This is a genomic window from Terribacillus aidingensis (genome assembly GCF_900215625.1).
In the GTDB taxonomy this organism is placed as follows: domain Bacteria; phylum Bacillota; class Bacilli; order Bacillales; family Amphibacillaceae; genus Terribacillus; species Terribacillus aidingensis.
This window is the reverse complement of sequence record NZ_OBEK01000005.1, coordinates 79,392-96,687: the sequence shown is the minus strand read 5'-3', so window position 1 is coordinate 96,687 and position 17,296 is coordinate 79,392. Positions and strand designations below refer to the sequence as shown.

Annotated in this window: 20 protein-coding genes and 1 riboswitch; of the genes, 17 read left to right on the top strand and 3 right to left on the bottom strand. The window is 43.7% G+C overall.

The genetic code is table 11. The annotated features are described in order from the left end of the window. The first annotated feature begins 68 nt into the window (after nucleotides 1–68). From CRO17_RS14895 to thiM, 10 genes are all read left to right on the top strand, one after another. Complete coding sequence (locus CRO17_RS14895) at nucleotides 69–272, top strand: hypothetical protein (RefSeq protein WP_097043272.1); 204 nt, start codon at nucleotides 69–71, stop codon at nucleotides 270–272. Nucleotides 273–349: 77 nt separating this feature from the next. Then, nucleotides 350–814, top strand: coding sequence for a flavodoxin (locus tag CRO17_RS14890; protein ID WP_097043389.1), 465 nt, complete (start codon nucleotides 350–352; stop codon nucleotides 812–814). A 139-nt stretch (nucleotides 815–953) separates the two neighbouring features. Continuing rightward, on the top strand, nucleotides 954–1,367 hold the full coding sequence (locus CRO17_RS14885) for a secondary thiamine-phosphate synthase enzyme YjbQ (RefSeq protein WP_097043271.1): 414 nt from the start codon (nucleotides 954–956) through the stop codon (nucleotides 1,365–1,367). Beyond that, nucleotides 1,367–2,392 (top strand): EAL domain-containing protein, encoded by a 1,026-nt coding sequence (locus CRO17_RS14880; protein ID WP_245864810.1) that lies wholly within the window; start codon nucleotides 1,367–1,369, stop codon nucleotides 2,390–2,392. The genes CRO17_RS14885 and CRO17_RS14880 overlap by 1 nt, the downstream gene beginning before the upstream one ends. A 233-nt stretch (nucleotides 2,393–2,625) precedes the next feature. Next, a complete protein-coding gene (locus tag CRO17_RS14875; protein ID WP_097043270.1) occupies nucleotides 2,626–4,338 on the top strand; it encodes a methyl-accepting chemotaxis protein in 1,713 nt (570 codons plus the stop codon). 192 nt (nucleotides 4,339–4,530) lie between these two features. Further along, on the top strand, nucleotides 4,531–4,776 hold the full coding sequence (locus CRO17_RS14870; protein ID WP_077305298.1) for a transcriptional regulator SplA domain-containing protein: 246 nt from the start codon (nucleotides 4,531–4,533) through the stop codon (nucleotides 4,774–4,776). Next, nucleotides 4,769–5,797: a spore photoproduct lyase gene (gene splB, locus CRO17_RS14865; RefSeq protein ID WP_097043269.1), complete on the top strand. Its 1,029-nt coding sequence runs from the start codon at nucleotides 4,769–4,771 to the stop codon at nucleotides 5,795–5,797. The genes CRO17_RS14870 and splB overlap by 8 nt, the downstream gene beginning before the upstream one ends. A gap of 60 nt (nucleotides 5,798–5,857) precedes the next feature. Then, a riboswitch (TPP riboswitch) is annotated at nucleotides 5,858–5,958 on the top strand. 119 nt (nucleotides 5,959–6,077) lie between these two features. Next, nucleotides 6,078–6,776: a thiaminase II gene (gene tenA, locus CRO17_RS14860; RefSeq protein ID WP_097043268.1), complete on the top strand. Its 699-nt coding sequence runs from the start codon at nucleotides 6,078–6,080 to the stop codon at nucleotides 6,774–6,776. After that, nucleotides 6,769–7,605, top strand: a complete 837-nt coding sequence (thiD, locus tag CRO17_RS14855) for a bifunctional hydroxymethylpyrimidine kinase/phosphomethylpyrimidine kinase (protein WP_097043267.1) — start codon at nucleotides 6,769–6,771, stop codon at nucleotides 7,603–7,605. The genes tenA and thiD overlap by 8 nt, the downstream gene beginning before the upstream one ends. Next, nucleotides 7,589–8,380, top strand: a complete 792-nt coding sequence (thiM, locus tag CRO17_RS14850) for a hydroxyethylthiazole kinase (RefSeq protein ID WP_425444472.1) — start codon at nucleotides 7,589–7,591, stop codon at nucleotides 8,378–8,380. The genes thiD and thiM overlap by 17 nt, the downstream gene beginning before the upstream one ends. A 37-nt stretch (nucleotides 8,381–8,417) precedes the next feature. Here thiM and CRO17_RS14845 read toward each other — a convergent pair whose 3' ends face one another. Then, nucleotides 8,418–8,741 (bottom strand): YckD family protein, encoded by a 324-nt coding sequence (locus tag CRO17_RS14845; RefSeq protein ID WP_179637115.1) that lies wholly within the window; start codon nucleotides 8,739–8,741, stop codon nucleotides 8,418–8,420. Nucleotides 8,742–8,887: 146 nt separating this feature from the next. Between CRO17_RS14845 and thiE the strand changes: the two genes are divergently transcribed. The 3 genes from thiE to CRO17_RS14830 all read left to right on the top strand — a co-directional run bounded on the left by thiE (nucleotide 8,888) and on the right by CRO17_RS14830 (nucleotide 12,334). Next, the gene (thiE, locus tag CRO17_RS14840) at nucleotides 8,888–9,511 is read left to right on the top strand and encodes a thiamine phosphate synthase (RefSeq protein ID WP_097043264.1); all 624 of its coding nucleotides are present in this window, start codon (nucleotides 8,888–8,890) and stop codon (nucleotides 9,509–9,511) included. A gap of 251 nt (nucleotides 9,512–9,762) precedes the next feature. After that, nucleotides 9,763–10,827 (top strand): copper resistance D family protein, encoded by a 1,065-nt coding sequence (locus CRO17_RS14835; RefSeq protein ID WP_097043263.1) that lies wholly within the window; start codon nucleotides 9,763–9,765, stop codon nucleotides 10,825–10,827. A gap of 244 nt (nucleotides 10,828–11,071) precedes the next feature. Beyond that, nucleotides 11,072–12,334 (top strand): S8 family peptidase, encoded by a 1,263-nt coding sequence (locus tag CRO17_RS14830; protein WP_245864809.1) that lies wholly within the window; start codon nucleotides 11,072–11,074, stop codon nucleotides 12,332–12,334. A gap of 39 nt (nucleotides 12,335–12,373) precedes the next feature. Here the strand turns inward: CRO17_RS14830 and CRO17_RS14825 are convergent, their stop codons facing one another. Together CRO17_RS14825 and CRO17_RS14820 are read right to left on the bottom strand one after the other, a co-directional pair. Further along, on the bottom strand, nucleotides 12,374–13,570 hold the full coding sequence (locus tag CRO17_RS14825; RefSeq protein ID WP_097043262.1) for an MFS transporter: 1,197 nt from the start codon (nucleotides 13,568–13,570) through the stop codon (nucleotides 12,374–12,376). A 5-nt stretch (nucleotides 13,571–13,575) separates the two neighbouring features. Beyond that, a complete protein-coding gene (locus tag CRO17_RS14820) occupies nucleotides 13,576–14,619 on the bottom strand; it encodes an ArsR/SmtB family transcription factor (protein WP_097043261.1) in 1,044 nt (347 codons plus the stop codon). A 72-nt stretch (nucleotides 14,620–14,691) separates the two neighbouring features. Here CRO17_RS14820 and CRO17_RS14815 point away from each other — a divergent pair, with 72 nt between their 5' ends. The 4 genes from CRO17_RS14815 to CRO17_RS14800 all read left to right on the top strand — a co-directional run bounded on the left by CRO17_RS14815 (nucleotide 14,692) and on the right by CRO17_RS14800 (nucleotide 17,281). Beyond that, the gene (locus CRO17_RS14815; RefSeq protein WP_097043260.1) at nucleotides 14,692–15,174 is read left to right on the top strand and encodes an NUDIX hydrolase; all 483 of its coding nucleotides are present in this window, start codon (nucleotides 14,692–14,694) and stop codon (nucleotides 15,172–15,174) included. A gap of 47 nt (nucleotides 15,175–15,221) precedes the next feature. Then, nucleotides 15,222–15,584, top strand: a complete 363-nt coding sequence (locus CRO17_RS14810) for a DoxX family protein (protein ID WP_097043259.1) — start codon at nucleotides 15,222–15,224, stop codon at nucleotides 15,582–15,584. A 68-nt stretch (nucleotides 15,585–15,652) separates the two neighbouring features. After that, nucleotides 15,653–16,729 carry a tetratricopeptide repeat-containing glycosyltransferase family 2 protein gene (locus CRO17_RS14805; RefSeq protein ID WP_097043258.1) on the top strand — a complete coding sequence of 359 codons (1,077 nt, stop codon included), beginning with the start codon at nucleotides 15,653–15,655 and terminating at the stop codon, nucleotides 16,727–16,729. 63 nt (nucleotides 16,730–16,792) lie between these two features. Next, nucleotides 16,793–17,281 (top strand): DUF456 domain-containing protein, encoded by a 489-nt coding sequence (locus CRO17_RS14800; RefSeq protein ID WP_245864808.1) that lies wholly within the window; start codon nucleotides 16,793–16,795, stop codon nucleotides 17,279–17,281. Nucleotides 17,282–17,296: the final 15 nt, after the last annotated feature.

Here is a 17,296-nt window from a genome sequence, read left to right as displayed (position 1 = left end):
GCTGTATCCTGTATTATACCCCAGAACCTGTGTTACGCTAGTAGCATGGATTCATAAGGAAAGGTAGTATGAATATGATGAAAAACGCAGCGATTTTGAGTGAGGAATATTTCTTATCCTACTTACGCCTGCTGCTGAATACCCGCGGCTGTACTGTCGAGGAAGCTTATCAGCTAACAGTCGATCAAATTTTTGAAGGAGATCTTGATCTCTTTGGTGAAGATACCAAAAAGAATTTCAAGCTTGCTTACCAATCCATCAAAGGAAGCTGAAACTCTCTAAGCGCTCGATTTGACATTGAGAATGGTTATCAATTAAAATGAGAGCAGATGAAGGGGAGTGAATGAAGGTGGCAAGTGTTCTGATTGCATTCACCAGTATGTCAGGCAATACGGAAGAAATGGCTGACATTATGGAACAGACGTTAGAAGAGCAAGGGGCTGACGTAACGAAACTCCAGATTGATATAGATGAGGTCGATGTATTTTCATTGACGGATTATGATGGCATCTTAATGGGCACTTACACGTGGGGAGATGGAGACATTCCATATGAAATCGAGGATTTCTATGATGAATTGGATGATATCGACCTTGAAGGCAAGCCAGTTGCACTTTTTGGTTCTTGTGATTCCATTTATACAAGCTTTGGTGCCGCTATCGACACGTTTAAAGAGAAGTTTAAAGAGCGCGGAGCGGAGATTGTTTCTGAGAGCTTAAAGGTGGACCTTTCACCTGAAGACGAAGATATACGCAACTGTCAGGAATTCGCCGCGTCGTTCGCTGCCATTCTCGATAAACAGCGCAGTTTATAAAAGCAGTCTGCTAATGCGGACTGCTTTTTCTTATGATTACGCAACGGCCAAATTAAAAACACTTTTTTAAATGGAAGAAGGATTTTGTAGAAGAATGTCGAATAGATTCGGGTAAATAGATAGATTAGGAGGCAGAGCTATGAACATTTTCCCTTTGGAAACAAACCATCACGACGAGATGATCGACATTACGGACTCTATTCAGCGTTATATTCAATCTATTGGCATCAAGGAGGGAATCGTACATATCTCTTCTATGCATACCACTGCGGGCATTACAGTCAATGAGAATGCAGATCCAGATGTGAAAGTTGATTTCCTGCGCCGGCTTGATGAGGTGTATCCTTGGAAACATCCTAGGGACCTGCATATGGAGGGGAACACAGCAGCCCATTTGAAGACAAGTACTGTCGGTCACGCCCAAGTTCTATCAATTTCAGAAGGTAAGCTTGTCCTCGGTACATGGCAAGGCATTTATTTTTGTGAGTTTGACGGACCTAGAAATCGTAAGTATGCTGTACAGGTTATAGCAAGCGAAAAGAGTGAAGCGTAATGGAGCAATCTTATACATGCGCAACGTGCGGAACTGTCCTGCATATCCCCCATGCTGGGGAATTGCTGCTGAAGCTGCCTGGTACAAATAAAAATCTATCAATTGGAAATCCGCACAAACAAACAGATACATATTCTATTTTTCCATACTTCACATTGCAGCAGCTGGAACAAATGCTACTTACGCTGCGTCACCAGAATGTGAATGGTGCAGTATGTACGGTGGCTGAAAAAGTAACCCATTCATATCCCATGATTTCTGTCGAGGAGCTGCTTCATCGTATCTCTTATCCGCAATTCACAGAGATTATCTATCAACAGGCGTTCCATTCTTATGTACAGCCTATAATTTCGATAGAAAATGAGAAAATTTATGGTTATGAACATCTTTTGCGTACGGATAAGCCGGAAGTGTCTCCCGCTGCACTGTTTGCTTTTGCTTCAGAAGCAGGCCTCACTTCTATGCTGGACCAGCGTGCGAGACAGACAGCAGTAAATAAAAGAGCAGAAGAAGGGATTGCGAAAGGGATAAAGAGTTTTATCAACTTTCTTCCGTCCACCATTTATAATCCTGACTCTTGTTTGAGACAAACTTTTCAGGCTGTTGACAAGTATCATATAGATCCAAGAGATCTTGTATTTGAAGTGGTGGAAACGGAAAAGGTGGAGGATGTTGCTCGTTTGAAACGTATATTTAAACGGTACAAGCAAGAAGGTATGCTCGTGGCTTTGGATGACGTTGGAGCCGGATATGCGACACTCGATCTTTTCAAAGAGCTGGAACCAGACTTCGTTAAAATTGACAGAACATACATATCTTATTGTGATAGCGATATACAAAAACAGGAATTTCTGTATAAGGTAATTGAGGTTGCAAGAGAACTTGGAACGAAAGTGCTTGCAGAAGGTATTGAGAGACAGGAAGAATTAAACTATTGTAAGCAGATAGGTATTGATTTAGCGCAAGGATATTTCATTGGCAGGCCCAGCCCCAATACTGCTTTTGATTATTTCCTATCTCCCTAAGTATGGGCAATTAGAGAAAGAAACCCCTCCTAAAAAGCGATTAGATAATTCGCTTTTTAGGAGGGGTTTCTTACATAAAAGGAAAAGTTTGCGGTTACATTTAAAGGGGATGCAGAATGTTTTTAAAAAACTTCGAAAAGGGCTTCACCTCGCACGATGGATGCCGATATATTGAAAGTCATTATACAGACTTAGGGGATGTGTAATAGCTAATATCGAGGGAGATAGAGTTTATGAAAGTAATAAGGAATATGAAAATCAGGACAAAGATGCTAGTACTAATCTTGGTTGGAGTTATGGCACTAAGCGGAGTCGGTTTGTCTGGTATTATATATATGCAAAAGGTAGCTAGTGATGCGAGAGGTATCTATGAGGACAAACTGGTACCTAATCTATTCCTAAGTGAAATAAGAATTAGTAATCGTTCGAATGATAGTTATATATTAGCGTTAATGCTTACTTCTGATAACGAGCAGAATAAAGAACTTAATGATAAACTGACTGCTTCTATGGAGGGGATTGGAGAGTCGGTAAATAACTTAGAGAAAAGTAACTTATCTGACGAAGGAAAGAAGCTGCTCGAGCAGTATAAAACAGAGCGAGGGAACCTGAAGGAAATACGGGAAAATGTCCTAGAGCTTACATTAGAAAATCAGAATAGTGAAGCATTTACATTATACGCAGAGAAGCAAGTACCGCAGCGTAATGTAGTTAATGGTATTTTAGAGGACCTTCAAACAGTCAATACAAAGGAAGCTGAAGAAACATATCAACAAGCAATTGATGATGCCAGAAACGCCACATTCGTCATGGTAGGTATTATTATAGTTGCATTTACAATGCTAGTCGGTCTAGGTTTAATCATCACCAAATTGATTAGCAATCCACTTCAGGAGATGCGTAATTTATTAGGGAAAGCAGCGGATGGGGACTTTACTTCAAGCAGCACCTATCAATCACGGGATGAATTAGGGCAGCTAATGCAATCCTATGAGACAATGGCAGATGGGATGCGTTCCATTATTCGTGTAGTTCATGACACATCGCAGCAAGTAGCTGCCTCTTCGGAGGAACTAAGTGCAAGTGCTGAGCAAAGCAGTACATCATCCGACCATGTTGCTAAAACGATGCAGGAGCTGGCAGAAGGTTCAGGTCAGCAGCTGGAACTCATAACGGTAACTGCTGCAACAATGGGTGATATGAAACAGCATACGAATAAACTGGTCATCAATTCGCAAAACGTAGAAACAGCAGTTGAAAAAACATCCGAGCTGTCAGTCGAGGGCGGCCGTGCAATAAAAGATGTAAACCGGCAAATGAACACAATTACATCTCATGTACAGGACCTGTCAGAATCGATTGAGAGCTTGAGTAAGCGCTCCAAGGAAATAAGTGATATTACAGGAGTGATTACGGACATTTCCGCACAGACGAATTTGCTTGCATTGAATGCTACGATTGAAGCGGCTCGTGCTGGTGAGCATGGAAAAGGATTCGCGGTCGTTGCGGATGAAGTACGGAAACTTGCGGAAGAGACGAATGGAGCAGCGGCACAGATTGCTTTGCTAGTAAGCTATATTCAGCGAGATACGACAAAAACCAACGGACTTATGCAGCATGCAGCCGATGAAGTGACAGCGGGTACACGCGTTGTTGATCAAGCTGGTCGTTCTTTTACACAAATTGAGACAGCAGTCGCGAGTTTGGTGGAAGATTTCCAAGAAGTTGGCGCAGCATTGAAAGGGCTCATAGGTGGTTCGGAAACTGTCGATCGTTCACTTATGGAAGTAAATGGGGTAGCACAAGAAGGAGCTGCATCAACGGAAAGTGTGTCAGCAGCTACCGAGGAGCAGCTGGCAGCCATGCAGGAGATTGCAGCTTCTTCCAGTTCGCTTGCATTCTTGGCGGAAGAATTGCAAACTTCTATGGCCCGTTTTCGCGTATAAATTAATTGGTTAGCAAATAATAACCAATAAAAGATAAGATTAGTAACAAAAAAATAGCTATCAAGCTTTTCACATTTGAACCCTCCTCTAAGAAGTAGACGAATTCTTCTTGAAAAGGGTTCTTTTTTTTTTACATGTTTTGCAGCCTTTGTGTGCAAGCTAGTTACAGTATGTACAAAGGAGGCAATTGGAATGGATACTTTTCAAGCAGGTGAAGTTGTATATGTGATCATCCGCAATCCCCATGCACAGGGAGTTGCCAATATACAGGAAGCGGCGGTTGTTCATAATCCAGAGAAACCTGGTGAACTGGCTTTGTTTGTTTATGAAACTTACTATCCGCTAACCGATGAAGTGGCGGTCTATCAAGATCTTGGTGAAGCGGAAGAAGCGTATGTGTCTGCTTTCGGTTTGTCCGAAGGTGGTTATTATGGTTAAGCCATTTGTACCGCAGCTTGTTTACATAGAACCGAGGGCATTGGAATATCCGCTCGGTGTAAAGCTGCGAGACAAGTTCAAAGATATGGGAGTAGAGATACGCGAAACAACCTCCCATAATCAGGTTCGCAACCTGCCTGGTGATAATGATTTCCAAAAATACAGGACAGCGAAATCAACATTAGTTGTTGGAGTGCGAAAAACATTGAAATTCGATACATCCAAACCATCAGCAGAATATGCAATTCCGTTTGCGACAGGCTGTATGGGGCATTGTCATTATTGTTACCTGCAGACTACGATGGGATCCAAACCGTATATTCGCACGTATGTAAATACAGAAGAGATATTTGATGCCGCTGAGCAGTATATGAAGGAAAGAGCACCGGAGGAAACACGATTCGAGGCTTCTTGTACTTCTGATATTGTTGGCATTGATCATCTAACCCACACCCTCAAGCATGCCATTGAATATTTTGGCCGTTCGGAACATGGCCAGCTGCGTTTTGTGACCAAGTTTGCGCATGTTGATCATTTGCTTGATGCAGATCACAAAGGCCGGACAAGATTCCGTTTCAGTATTAATGACGATTATGTTATCAAGTATTTCGAACCAGGTACTTCCCGCTTGAAGGATCGAATTGAGGCGGCAGTGAAGGTAGCGGAAGCTGGTTATCCGTTGGGTTTTATTGTAGCGCCGATTTATCTGCATGAAGGCTGGCAGCAAGGGTATCCGGAAATGCTGGAGCATCTCGAAGCAGCGCTACCCGCTCATGCCAAAAAGAATTTGACCTTTGAATTGATTCAGCATCGTTTCACGAAGCCGGCAAAACGTGTAATTCAGAAGAACTATCCGATGTCGAAGCTGGAGCTGGATGAAAATAAGCGGAAGTACAAGTGGGGCCGCTATGGTATTGGGAAGTATGTGTATCAAAATGAAGAACAAGAAGAAATCAAAGACGTGATTGGCAGCACGATTTACAAAATGTTTCCGCAGTCACGAATTGAATATTTCACCTGATACATCAGTTGACAATCTTATCCATGCATGTGATAGTAAAGGAGACAATTGAATTTCGAGGAAGTCCACTAGGGGTGCCGTTAGGCTGAGATAAGAGTAATCTTAATCCCTTTGAACCTGATCTGGTTAACACCAGCGTAGGGAAGTGGAGCCGGATTCGTGTATCTTACATACTATTACAATGTAAACGAGTCGCTCCATACTTCTGGAGCGGCTTTTTGTATAGTCCCGGCGCCAATCACCCGAAACAGGGCTTTCTCCAATTAAGGAGGAGAATTATATGTTTTCTGCACAGTTGAGAGAAGAAGCAAACCCGGTTTTCGAAGCGATTTATCAGCATCCTTTTGTTGAAGGGGTGGCGAATGGACAGGTGCCGCGCGAGGCATTAATTCATTACGTGAAGGCAGATTATGAGTACTTGACTGCATTTGCCCGAATTTATGGCTTGGCAGTTAGTAAATGTGAGACAAGAGAAGAGATGACATTCTTTCAATCACAAATCCACTTTGTTCTGCACAGTGAAATTCATCCGCACAATGTCTTTTGTAAAGTGGCAGGCGTGCAATATGAGGACTTGCAGAAGATGACACCGCCTCCAGCAGCCGATCACTATATTGCGCATATGATGAACAGCGCTGTACAAGGTGATATGGGAGAACTGATGGCTGCGCTTTTACCTTGTCCATGGACGTACCAGGCATTGGCAGCTCATATTATTGAAACAAAAGCGCCGGACCAAAGTAATCCATTTTTAGAGTGGATCATGTTTTATGCAAATAAAGAAGAAGGAATGCCAGATGTGACAGCTGAACTTTGCAAACGATTGGATAAATGGGCCGAAACGGCTGGTTCTGCTGCTAAGGAACGTGCCCGGAAAGCGTTCTTGAAGAGCTGTATGCTGGAACATAGTTTTTGGGAGATGGCCACCACAGAGCAAGACTGGATGGTGCCGCTCAAGAAAGGTGCTGCCCATGTCTAACGTGAAAAGTGCATTAACGATAGCAGGAACGGATCCTTCAGGCGGCGCGGGAATACAGGCGGATTTAAAAACATTTCAAGAGCGCGAGGTATACGGCATGAGTGTCGTAACCTCCGTTGTTGCACAAAACACGACAGGTGTGCAGGCAGTTCACCACATTCCTGTACCATTTATTGAACAACAGCTGGAATCTGTTTTCTCAGACATTGAGCCATATGCGGTAAAAACGGGCATGATTGCTTCTGAAGAAATGATGCGTGTCATAGCCAGAGTGCTGGAAAAAACAGCAGCAGCTTATGTAATGGATCCGGTCATGTATGCCAAAAGCGGGCATGCACTTATGGGTGAGCATTCAAGAGATGCATTGAAGACATACCTTGTGCCGTTGGCAGCTCTCATTACTCCGAATGTGCCAGAAGCCGAAGAACTGACTGGTATGACAATAGAGGATGAAACTGCTATGAAGCAAGCAGCCAAAAGGATTGTCCAAGAATACGGAGCGAAAGCTGTCCTCCTAAAAGGCGGCCATATGGAAGGGCATGAAGCAGCAGATTGGCTGTACGATGGCAACAGCTTCACCTCCTACAAAGCGGAGCGCATTCCAACAAAGCATACACACGGAACAGGCTGTACGTACTCAGCAGCAATTACGGCAGAGCTGGCAAAAGGAAGATCTCTGCAGGAAGCCGTGCAAGTTGGAAAAGAGTATGTAACAGCAGCGATCAAATATTCACTGCAGCTAGGAAGCGGAAATGGCCCGACGAATCACTGGGGTTACCGGCTGCAAAGTGTACCAGCACAGGGGGAGCTGCATAATGGGATTTACTGATGTAATAAAAGAAGTCAGAGAAACAAGTCCGTTGGTTCACTGTATAACAAATAATGTTGTCATCAATTTTACAGCAAACGGTTTAATTGCACTTGGTGCTTCGCCGGTGATGGCATCGGCGAAGGAAGAAGCTTCGCAAATGGTACAGCACGCCAAGGCGCTGTTGCTGAATATCGGAACACTGGCTGCTGCAGACGTAGAAGCAATGATTCTTGCTGGCAAAGAGGCAAATAGACTTGGCATCCCTGTTATATTTGATCCTGTCGGCGTCGGAGCAACAGCTTATCGTACCGAAACAGCCCGCCGTATCTTGGCGGAAGTAAATGTCACGGTTATTCGCGGGAATGCAGGCGAAATCGCTGTTCTAGGCGGAACATCTGCCCAAGTGAAAGGGGTAGATGGAAACAAGGAAGGTATCTCGCATAATCAGGTGCAGCAAATTGCGGACGACTTGCAAGCAGTTGTCATTGCAACAGGCGAAGTAGATATTCTGTCTGATGGCAAGCGGACATTCAGCGTAGCAAACGGTCATCACATGTTAACGAAAATTACGGGTTCCGGCTGTTTGCTGGGAGCAGTAGTGGCAGCATGTGCAGGGGCGTCGGAAAATGTATTAGAAGCATGCATCGGGGCGCTTACTTTCTATGGAATTGCATCTGAAAAAGCAGCCGAACGAGCAATTGCTCCGGGAAGCTTCCAGGCTGCCTTTTTAGATCAGCTGTATTTGCTGCAGGATGAAGCGGGAGTTTTAGAACAGGTAAACCAGCTGGCATAATAAAAAATCAGCAGGAAAACCTGCTGATTAGCGTGTATTACTTGTTCGGGTGGAGAGGACGCCCATGCGGGTGTGGCTTTGGAACAAATCCATCCTTTTCAAGCTGTGCAAAGCGGTCATCCAGATGCTTTATAATTTGGTCGGCTTTCTTTTCGGAGAAAACGCCAAATTCCACGTACTTTTGGATGATCTCTTTTTCCTGTTCTAAAGCTTCCTTTTGCAGCGAAGCTATTTCCTGTTTCTGCTCAGCTGTCAGCACGTCCGCCACAGCTTTGTCAGCAGCGAAAGACGCAGCGGGATTGCATACAACCAAACCGCAGCATAGCGCAATAACAATTGCCCCAGCTTTTATCCATTTCAACATTATCATCTCCTTTATAATAAAAAGCTTGCATTTACTTTGCGCAGTTTGGATTGTAGTATCCGTATTTCACACTTTTTCCTAATTTGGGAGCTGCGCTGCAAGGAGCCGCAGAAGAATAGTGGGCGAGGAGAAAGGAGCAGACAATGAAAGATAAATTAGCATTATATTTTATTATGGGAAGTCAAAACTGCCCGCGTAAAGATCCGGAAGAGATATTGGAACAGGCGCTGGATGCAGGTATCACTATGTTTCAGTTTCGGGAAAAAGGTGAAGCAGCGCTAATCGGTCATGAAAAAAGACAGCTGGCCGAACGGCTTCAGGATAGATGCCAGGCATACAGTGTCCCCTTCATTGTGAACGATGACGTGGACCTGGCCATCACCATTGGAGCAGACGGTGTACATATCGGACAAGGTGATGAATCGATGCAGCAGGTGAAGAAACGTTGTCCAGCACATTTTATCATTGGAGTGAGCGCAACAAATGCAGCGGAAGCCAATAAAGCAATCCAAGATGGCGCTAATTATGTCGGTGTTGGACCGATTGCAGCAACGCGTACGAAGATTGATGCCAAATGTCCAATCGGTTTATCAGGTCTTCGGGAAATACGTGAGCAGCTTGGCGACTTCCCAATCGTAGCCATCGGCGGAATTAATCATAAAAATGCAAAGGCTGTTCGGGAAGCCGGAGCGGATGGGATTTCCTTCATCTCCGTTTTAACGAAAGCTACAGATATTCAAGAGGCAGTAAATATGCTGAAGCTATAAAGATTAGAAAGGTGCACAAATGCGTGCACCTTTTTATATTAAAAGTGAACAATAGAGGATAAGAAATAGGCAGGGCCTTCCCTTTAATAAAGCCTGTCTTTTTACTTTGGAAATTAAATGTTCGGATTTAGTCACAATTGCTTCTATACGCTCGAGTGATTCTTTAATACGATGGAAGAGAAATGTAGAAAATTGGAGTTGTGGATCATGAAGCTGCAGACATTATTCTTATATAAAAGGACTAATTTAGCATGATTCTTGTTCCGTTAATGGAATTGCTATCGTATATTGCATTCTCTTTTGTCGCTGGTTATCTCGTGTTTCGTCTTATTCGCAAACAAGAAGCGGCAGTTCAGACACCGCGAAGTGATGTCTTAGCTGGTGCGGCGTCCGCTGCACTTGTCACAAGCGGTCCAGTGATTAACTTGGTTTCTGTAATCGGGGCGCAGAACGGTTATGGAAAAGCGTTGTTAACCGTATTATTTCAGACAGCTGCTGGTCATGTATGGCTTGGTATTTTTTTATTGGCTATTTGTGTTTGGGTACTGTTGTATGTGAATAAACTGCCAATGGTTACGCTCGTTCTCTTTCTTAGTATGCTGTTTCTTCGAGCCTATGGGAGTCATCCGGACGAAGGTATAATGAATACTTTTGCTCACCTTATACATTTAAGTGCCGCTGTTTTTTGGGTAGGTGTGCTGGTACATGCGTGTTTTTATACAGATGAACGCTTTAATTGGGAAAGTTTCCTGAAATGGTTTTCTCCATTTACAGCCGTGCTTGTAATGGCAGTGATAGGAAGCGGCGTCGTCACCATGTCGTTTGCTATGGATATGCGGGATTACGGCAATGTATTAATGCTGACGTATGGACAGATGTTACTCATCAAGCATATCGTGTTTATTCCTGTGCTTGTTTTTACTGTTATTAACATGTTTTTGGTAAAACAAGTACGGCAGCATTCTCACTTTCAGCCGCTGAATTGGATCCGGGCAGAGGCGTTCCTTTTGGCTATTGTGTTTGCTTGTTCAGCGCTGCTGAAATCATCTGCAGCACCCGCCAATATTGCAGAAGCGTTAAGCAATGCTGGGGCGGCACCGATATTCGGCAGCATATTTCAACGTGTGACAGCTACAAGTGTCGCAACCTGGTATATGAGCATAACTGGAATTGTCTGCTTTGCTGGAGCTGGATTATTTTTAGTGAGCATCCTTTATTTTTTCAAAAAAAGAGCGAAGGCAGGCTTTGCCTTAGCAGCTGCATGTGCTGCTTCGGGACTTTTGTACGCTGCAATCATGACTAGTTTGCGATTCTAAACTACCGATAAAAAGACATTATTCCACCTTAACTCACAGAAGATGGCTCCTAAGCAAATATTCTGCTGAGAGAAGGAAATAAACACGGGAATGATGTCTTTTTCTGTATGCTTATGTTGCCTGATTTCCCAATACATTTTCATGGAAGCTTATGCTAGATTTACTGTAATAGTTTCTGAGAGTCACAGACAGAGAGGGACGAAACTTATCTCAGTGGCTATAAAAACTAGCGAGGTGATTTGAATTGAGAAGAAAACTTGCAAGTGTCGCTGCAGTGGCCATATTGGGATTAGCTGCTTTCCAGCCGTTACAAGCTTCCGCTGCACCAGACCAAACGGCAAAGCATAATGAAGTACGAGTACTGGTAAAGCAGAAGGACGGTGTATTCACAACGCAAGCTACGGATAAAGTGAAGCAGGAGCACGGTGTTCGAAACAGCTTTGGCAATCAGGGTTTTACCACGGAAGTATCCAAAAAAGAGCTCAAAGAACTGAAAGCTAATAAAGCTTTGGAAGTCACAGAAGTGAGTGTATATACCAAACAGGAAGTGACGAAACAGCGAGATGTCTCGGCCCAGGCGGTATCCGATCGCACGCCTTGGGGTATACAAGCAATTTATAACAATCCATCTATCACCCGTACGTCTGGCGGAAATAATATCAATATTGCCGTTTTGGATACAGGAACTTCCGTTAATCACCCTGACCTTGCAGCCAACGTGGAGCAATGCATTGACTTTACGCAATATAACAGCGGACAAGTGAACGGCAGCTGTATTGACCGTGATGGTCATGGTACACATGTTTCGGGAAGTGCACTTGCTAACGGCGGCAATGGATCTGGAATTTACGGTGTAGCACCAGAAGCTGATCTTTGGGCGTATAAAGTACTTGGCGATGATGGCCGTGGATATTCCGATGATATAGCTAACGCGATTCAAAAAGCTGCTGATGAAGGGGCGAACCGAGGTGAAAGAGTCATCATCTCGATGTCACTTGGCGGCGGTCAGGATTCCCTTATAGCAAGTGCTGTGCGTTATGCGAACAGCAGAGGCGCATTAGTAGTTGCTGCAACAGGTAACTCCGGTCCTTATGAAGGATCAATTAATTATCCAGGTGGATTGTCGGAAGCAGTCGGTGTTGCCAACCTTGAAAATCGCCAGCAAAACGGTACATACCGTGTGGCTGATTCTTCTTCCAGAGGATACAGCCGAACAGACGGTGATTATAGAATCCAGCAAGGCGATGTGGAAGTATCAGCACCTGGATCGGCTATTCTTTCAACTTTCCCTGGAAATACGTATGCATCTCTAACAGGTACATCAATGGCGACACCGCATATTTCCGGATTGGCTGCAAAGATTTGGTCTGAAAATACAAGCTTAAGCAACTCACAAGTGCGACAAACATTGCAAGCACGCGCGCAATCCAACGATATACTTGGCGGTTATGGAGCAGCGCGAGGCGATGACTATGCGTCAGGTTTCGGTTTCCCGCTTGTTCAATAACATATTTTTATGGTGAAGGCCCTGTTATGGGCCTTCTTTTTATAGCCTGAGGGGTAATTTCCAAACAAAAATAACGGAGAGAGTGGCGATACACCCGCCGAGCATAATAGTTGATTCCATACCAATCCACTCTGACAGCAAACCGCCGCAAATAGAGGCGACTGGCAGTAAAGTAAATGTGATGAACCGGGATGATGTTTGGACACGGCCTAATAAATGCTGTGGTGTATATTGCTGCCGTATCGTTTTAATGATTGGATTAATTGCTCCGGCAGATGCTGTCCCAATTAAGTTGAGGACAGCTGTCAGCCAGATGTTGTCTGACAGGCTAATGAAGATAATGGTTAAGCCGCCAACTAACTTGGCTGTAAATAATATCTGTCTGTAAGTACCTACTCGATCTGCATAAAATCCGAGCACTGTGCCTAATATGGCACCGATACCGCCGGAAGATAAGACGATACCAATGAGCAGCGGATTATGTGTTAGCTTGTCCACATAAATGACAAGCAAGACGATAAGAAATTGAATACCAAAATTGGAGATCATTAAAATCAAATTTGTGTACCAGATTTCTTTTTTGCGGTATATGAATGCAAAGCCTTCCTTTAATTCTTGTGTGTAAACAGAGAGCGAAAACGGTTTGGCACTAGCAGTTATTTGCTGGCTGGGCAGCAGAAAAATCAGCCAAACCGCGAAAAAAGCAAGAGTACTCATGACGATTAAGCTAGACTGCTTGTGGAAGAATAAGAGAACAATCCCGCCGATACTGGGACCGATAACAATACTCAGCTGATAAAGAGCGCTTTCGAGGCTGTTAGCAAAATGAAGCTGTCTGGCAGAGACAATAAATGGAATGGAGGTAAATTGTGCTCCTTGATAAAAAATAGCAGCAAATCCAATGACAAAAGAAAGCACGAATAACAACAAAAACGACAAGTGACCTGACGCAGCCAACGCACTGAGAAGTAGAAAACAAGCAAGTCGAACAATGTCAGCTAGCAGCAGTATACTTTTCCAATTGGCTCTGTCTAAAATAGGTCCTGCGAAAGGCTGCAGCACCATCGATGCCCGTTCAGCAGCAACGGTGGCCGTAACAGCGATGGGAGAAGATGTCACTTCCAGCACGAGCAGCGGAAGAAGGATGCTGTACACTTGTCCGGCCATATTCGCTATCGTCGTACTCATCAGCAAGCGGGATAGCGGATGGGTGAAGGTGATGCGACGTTCTGTCATCTGACCTACTCCTTCAGAAAGTGGTGCAATTCACTATCCAAGGATGCAATTCTGTGTTTATTTACATAGTAAACTTGTTTATCGGAACCTATTAGTCCTGCAGATTTCAACATCTTCAAATGATGATGCAGTGTTGATTTAGCTGCAGGCATTTGCTCTGCCAGCTGCTGCAGTGTTTGTTCGCTTTCAGCTAGTTTTTTCAGTAAATGAAGGCGCATGGTATCACCGAGCGCCTTATATTTACGTACAAGCATCGTATCCGGATTATATCTGTTTTCTGGATCGATGCTATTCGCATGGATCGGATAGTAAAACACTTTTGTACCTGGCAAGTCAGCGGTTATTGTCCATGGTCTGTAGCTGTATTGCGGAATGAATAGAACGGTATGAATAGAGTCATCTGGTTTAAAGCTTGGACTGTTTATGATCCAGTGCATGAAATCCAGCTTATCCATCGTCTCCAGCTTGCGTTTTTTATCTGCCTCATCACGTGTCAGCATATTCTGTAATTGTTCCTCACGCGGTTGTATCACTTCCTGGAACCAGTCTGTCATGACAGAGAGCAAATGCTCTTTTAGAAACTGACTGTCTGTTTGTGCAATAAAGCCGATATAGTCTGGGAAGAAAGGATTATCAGCAGTTACTTCTTGAAGCTTGGCGATGCTATGCTTATTTCCAGAAGCAGCTTCTTTTCGAATTTCTTCGAACGCACGGCCGATATATGGCAGGCATTGCTCCCGCAACATGGTATCAGGCAATTTTTTCATTTCTTCTGTCCAATCTGCTAAACTAGCTGACTTAGAATAGTGAAGTAATTGGAGCAGCGCTTTCCATGTATTCCGCTCATGTACAAGCTGCAGCGAGCATTGAAGCTGATTTGAAAAGCCGTTTTCTGGGTTATCCCACATTTTCTCAATATGCTCCAAAGTGCCAGCGAGCGATGCGTTCGTAATCGCTGCAATACCTAAAGCTGCTTCCCATAGTAACGATGATTCAAAATGAATGGTATAATCATTGTTTGCTTTAAATCCCGACTGAATTATCTGCATACTTATCACCTCAATAATATTCTATATTATCGGAATATTATATTCAATATAATTCGAACGGAGTGAAAGGAAATGTTATGTCATCGTGCATTTGGTGTATATGCTGTTATCTATAAAGAGGGAAATTTGCTCGTCATTCATAAAGGAAGAGAACCTTATCGCAACAGATATGATTTGCCTGGAGGCAGTCTGAAAGAAGGGGAAGGATTGCTGGAGGCTGTTATTCGTGAAGTAAAAGAAGAAACTGGCTTGTCAGCAGCAATTTCTGAGCAAATTGGAACCGCTGACTTTATGCTTCCGTGGAAGTGGAAGAACTTTACCCATGTGCATCATACAGCTGTTTTGTATGTCGCGGAGGCGACAGGAAACTTGCAGGTTCCCGAGCAGTTTGCCGGGCAAGATGCAAAAGAGGCTGCTTGGATACCAATTGAACAGTTAGCTGCCGCAAACAGCTCTCCTTTAGTAACACAAGCAGTAAAGTGGCTGAGCTCGGCTGAACTGCCGCTGGAAACGGTTTGCTATTCAGATTGGGAAGTGAAGGAGGGGTGTTTTTAAGCTGCTTCTCAGGGTATTACATAAGGAAAAAGAAGGTGTCGCTTGCAATGAAGAAATTAGGTCTTTATCTATTCAGTATGATGTTTATCGTAGCTGGCATTTTGCACTTTTTATTGGATGACGGTTTTGTTGCAATGGTACCGGATTACATACCGCTGCGCTATACGTTGATTTATGTAACTGGTGTTGCGGAGTTCCTAATGGCAATTGGGTTGCTAGTACCTAAAACAAGAAAATTTACTGCTGTCGTAACAGTCATTTACTTGATTGTTATTTTCCCTGCCAATGCTTTCGGTGCTGTCTATGATATTCCAATACCTGGGATGGAGGAGACAAATCAAGCAGTTCTTTATGCGCGCTTGCTGCTTCAGCCTGTTATGATTTGGTGGTTATGGAAGGTCACTAGATAATAGCTCAGAGCAATATGATAAGTCATCTTCGCATAGGTTAGAATATCAACAAAATATCGAGGTGACTTATGTTATCCATTAGTCTCTGTATGATCGTTAAAGATGAAGAAGAAGTGTTAGCTGGCTGCTTGGAGAGTGTACAGAATTTGGTAGATGAAATCATTATTGTCGATACTGGTTCAACAGATAAGACAAAGGAAATCGCTTCCCGGTTCACTAGCAGTATTTATGATTTTGAATGGGTCAATGATTTTTCTGCCGCTAGAAATTACAGCTTCAGCAAAGCGACTTGTGACTATATTATGTGGCTGGATGCAGATGATGTACTTTTGCCAAAAGATCAAGCAGCGCTGCGTGATTTATGGAGCGGAATAGGTGATGATGTGGATGTGGTGTCTATGTATTACCACACAGCCTTGGATGAAGCGGGGCGTCCCTTATTTTTGTATAGACGCAACCGGATTGTGAAGCGCAGCAAGAACTTTCGCTGGCGCGGGGCAGTGCACGAGTACTTGGAATTTGGAGGGAACATTGTAGCATCAGAAATAGCAGTCACACATCGAAAAAGTGAAAAGTCCCATATACTCTCTGACCGTAATTTGCGTATCTATGAATCTTACGTTGCCTCTGGCAGAGAGCTGACGCCGAGAGATATGTTTTATTATGCAAATGAGCTGAAAGACCATGGAAAGCTTGAAAAGGCGAAGTCTTATTATATGGATTTTCTTCGTTCAAAACAGGGCTGGGTAGAAGATAATATTCGCGCCTGTCAGTATTTAGCGGATTGCTGTAAAGCGACAGGAGATACAGAAGCTTATCGTATGCATCTGTTTCGATCCTTTCAATATGACCGTCCGCGACCGGAATTTTGCTGCTTTATTGGTGACTTTTTTACGGAAGAAGAAAATTATGATGCCGGTGTGTATTGGTACCGCCAAGCATTAGATTATGAAGGAAAAGAACTGCCAGGCTTCAGTGTACCTGCGTATACGACATGGTATCCGTATGTGCAGCTGACACTTTGCTATTCTCGGCTGGGCCTGATGGAACAAGCAAAGGCAGCTCATTCTCAAGCTGTTACTTATCACCCAGATCATCCAAGCGTCCAGCACAATGCAGCGTTCTTTGAAAAGCTGAGGCTTTAATTTTCTTTTCCTCTGCGGTATGTCATAATACGAACTATCAAGGAAAGATATGGAGGATTAGTTGTGGCATTAGATATAATTGCGTGGATTATTATTGGGCTAGCATTCATTGCTAGTTTCGCGGGAATCATATACCCTGTTATCCCGTCTCCGCTTATGCTCTGGATTGGCTTCCTCGTGTTCCAATTCATGCTAAGTGATGGGGATTTGTCGGTATTTTTCTGGATTGCAATGGTTATCCTGACGGTAATTCTTATCATCTCGGATATTATTGCGAACAGTTACTTTGTGAAGAAGTTCGGCGGCAGCAAATGGGGAGAGCGGATTGCAGCGATTGGTGTTATTGCTGGTTCCTTTATCTTCCCGCCGATCGGGATTATCGTCGTGCCGTTTATTGCTGTCCTGGTGACAGAGTTGGTCCAAAGAAGGTCACCGAAGGAAGCATTGTATTCTTCAATCGGATCGTTGCTAGGTTTCCTCGGGGGATCAATAGCCAAGATTGTCATTCAGCTTATTATGATTATTTGGTTCTTTATCGCAGCATTTGTCTAATGAAAAAAGCGAGCA

Excerpts from the sequence above, each read along its gene's own strand:
- CRO17_RS14835 (WP_097043263.1), top strand. The coding sequence starts at position 9,763 with ATGATTCTTGTTCCGTTAATGGAATTGCTATCGTATATTGCATTCTCT.
- splB (WP_097043269.1), top strand. The coding sequence starts at position 4,769 with ATGGTTAAGCCATTTGTACCGCAGCTTGTTTACATAGAACCGAGGGCA.
- CRO17_RS14825 (WP_097043262.1), bottom strand. The coding sequence starts at position 13,570 with ATGACAGAACGTCGCATCACCTTCACCCATCCGCTATCCCGCTTGCTG.
- CRO17_RS14815 (WP_097043260.1), top strand. The coding sequence starts at position 14,692 with ATGTTATGTCATCGTGCATTTGGTGTATATGCTGTTATCTATAAAGAG.
- CRO17_RS14895 (WP_097043272.1), top strand. The coding sequence starts at position 69 with ATGAATATGATGAAAAACGCAGCGATTTTGAGTGAGGAATATTTCTTA.
- CRO17_RS14805 (WP_097043258.1), top strand. The coding sequence starts at position 15,653 with ATGTTATCCATTAGTCTCTGTATGATCGTTAAAGATGAAGAAGAAGTG.
- CRO17_RS14880 (WP_245864810.1), top strand. The coding sequence starts at position 1,367 with ATGGAGCAATCTTATACATGCGCAACGTGCGGAACTGTCCTGCATATC.
- tenA (WP_097043268.1), top strand. The coding sequence starts at position 6,078 with ATGTTTTCTGCACAGTTGAGAGAAGAAGCAAACCCGGTTTTCGAAGCG.
- CRO17_RS14875 (WP_097043270.1), top strand. The coding sequence starts at position 2,626 with ATGAAAGTAATAAGGAATATGAAAATCAGGACAAAGATGCTAGTACTA.
- CRO17_RS14820 (WP_097043261.1), bottom strand. The coding sequence starts at position 14,619 with ATGCAGATAATTCAGTCGGGATTTAAAGCAAACAATGATTATACCATT.
- CRO17_RS14885 (WP_097043271.1), top strand. The coding sequence starts at position 954 with ATGAACATTTTCCCTTTGGAAACAAACCATCACGACGAGATGATCGAC.
- CRO17_RS14870 (WP_077305298.1), top strand. The coding sequence starts at position 4,531 with ATGGATACTTTTCAAGCAGGTGAAGTTGTATATGTGATCATCCGCAAT.
- CRO17_RS14810 (WP_097043259.1), top strand. The coding sequence starts at position 15,222 with ATGAAGAAATTAGGTCTTTATCTATTCAGTATGATGTTTATCGTAGCT.
- thiD (WP_097043267.1), top strand. The coding sequence starts at position 6,769 with ATGTCTAACGTGAAAAGTGCATTAACGATAGCAGGAACGGATCCTTCA.
- thiE (WP_097043264.1), top strand. The coding sequence starts at position 8,888 with ATGAAAGATAAATTAGCATTATATTTTATTATGGGAAGTCAAAACTGC.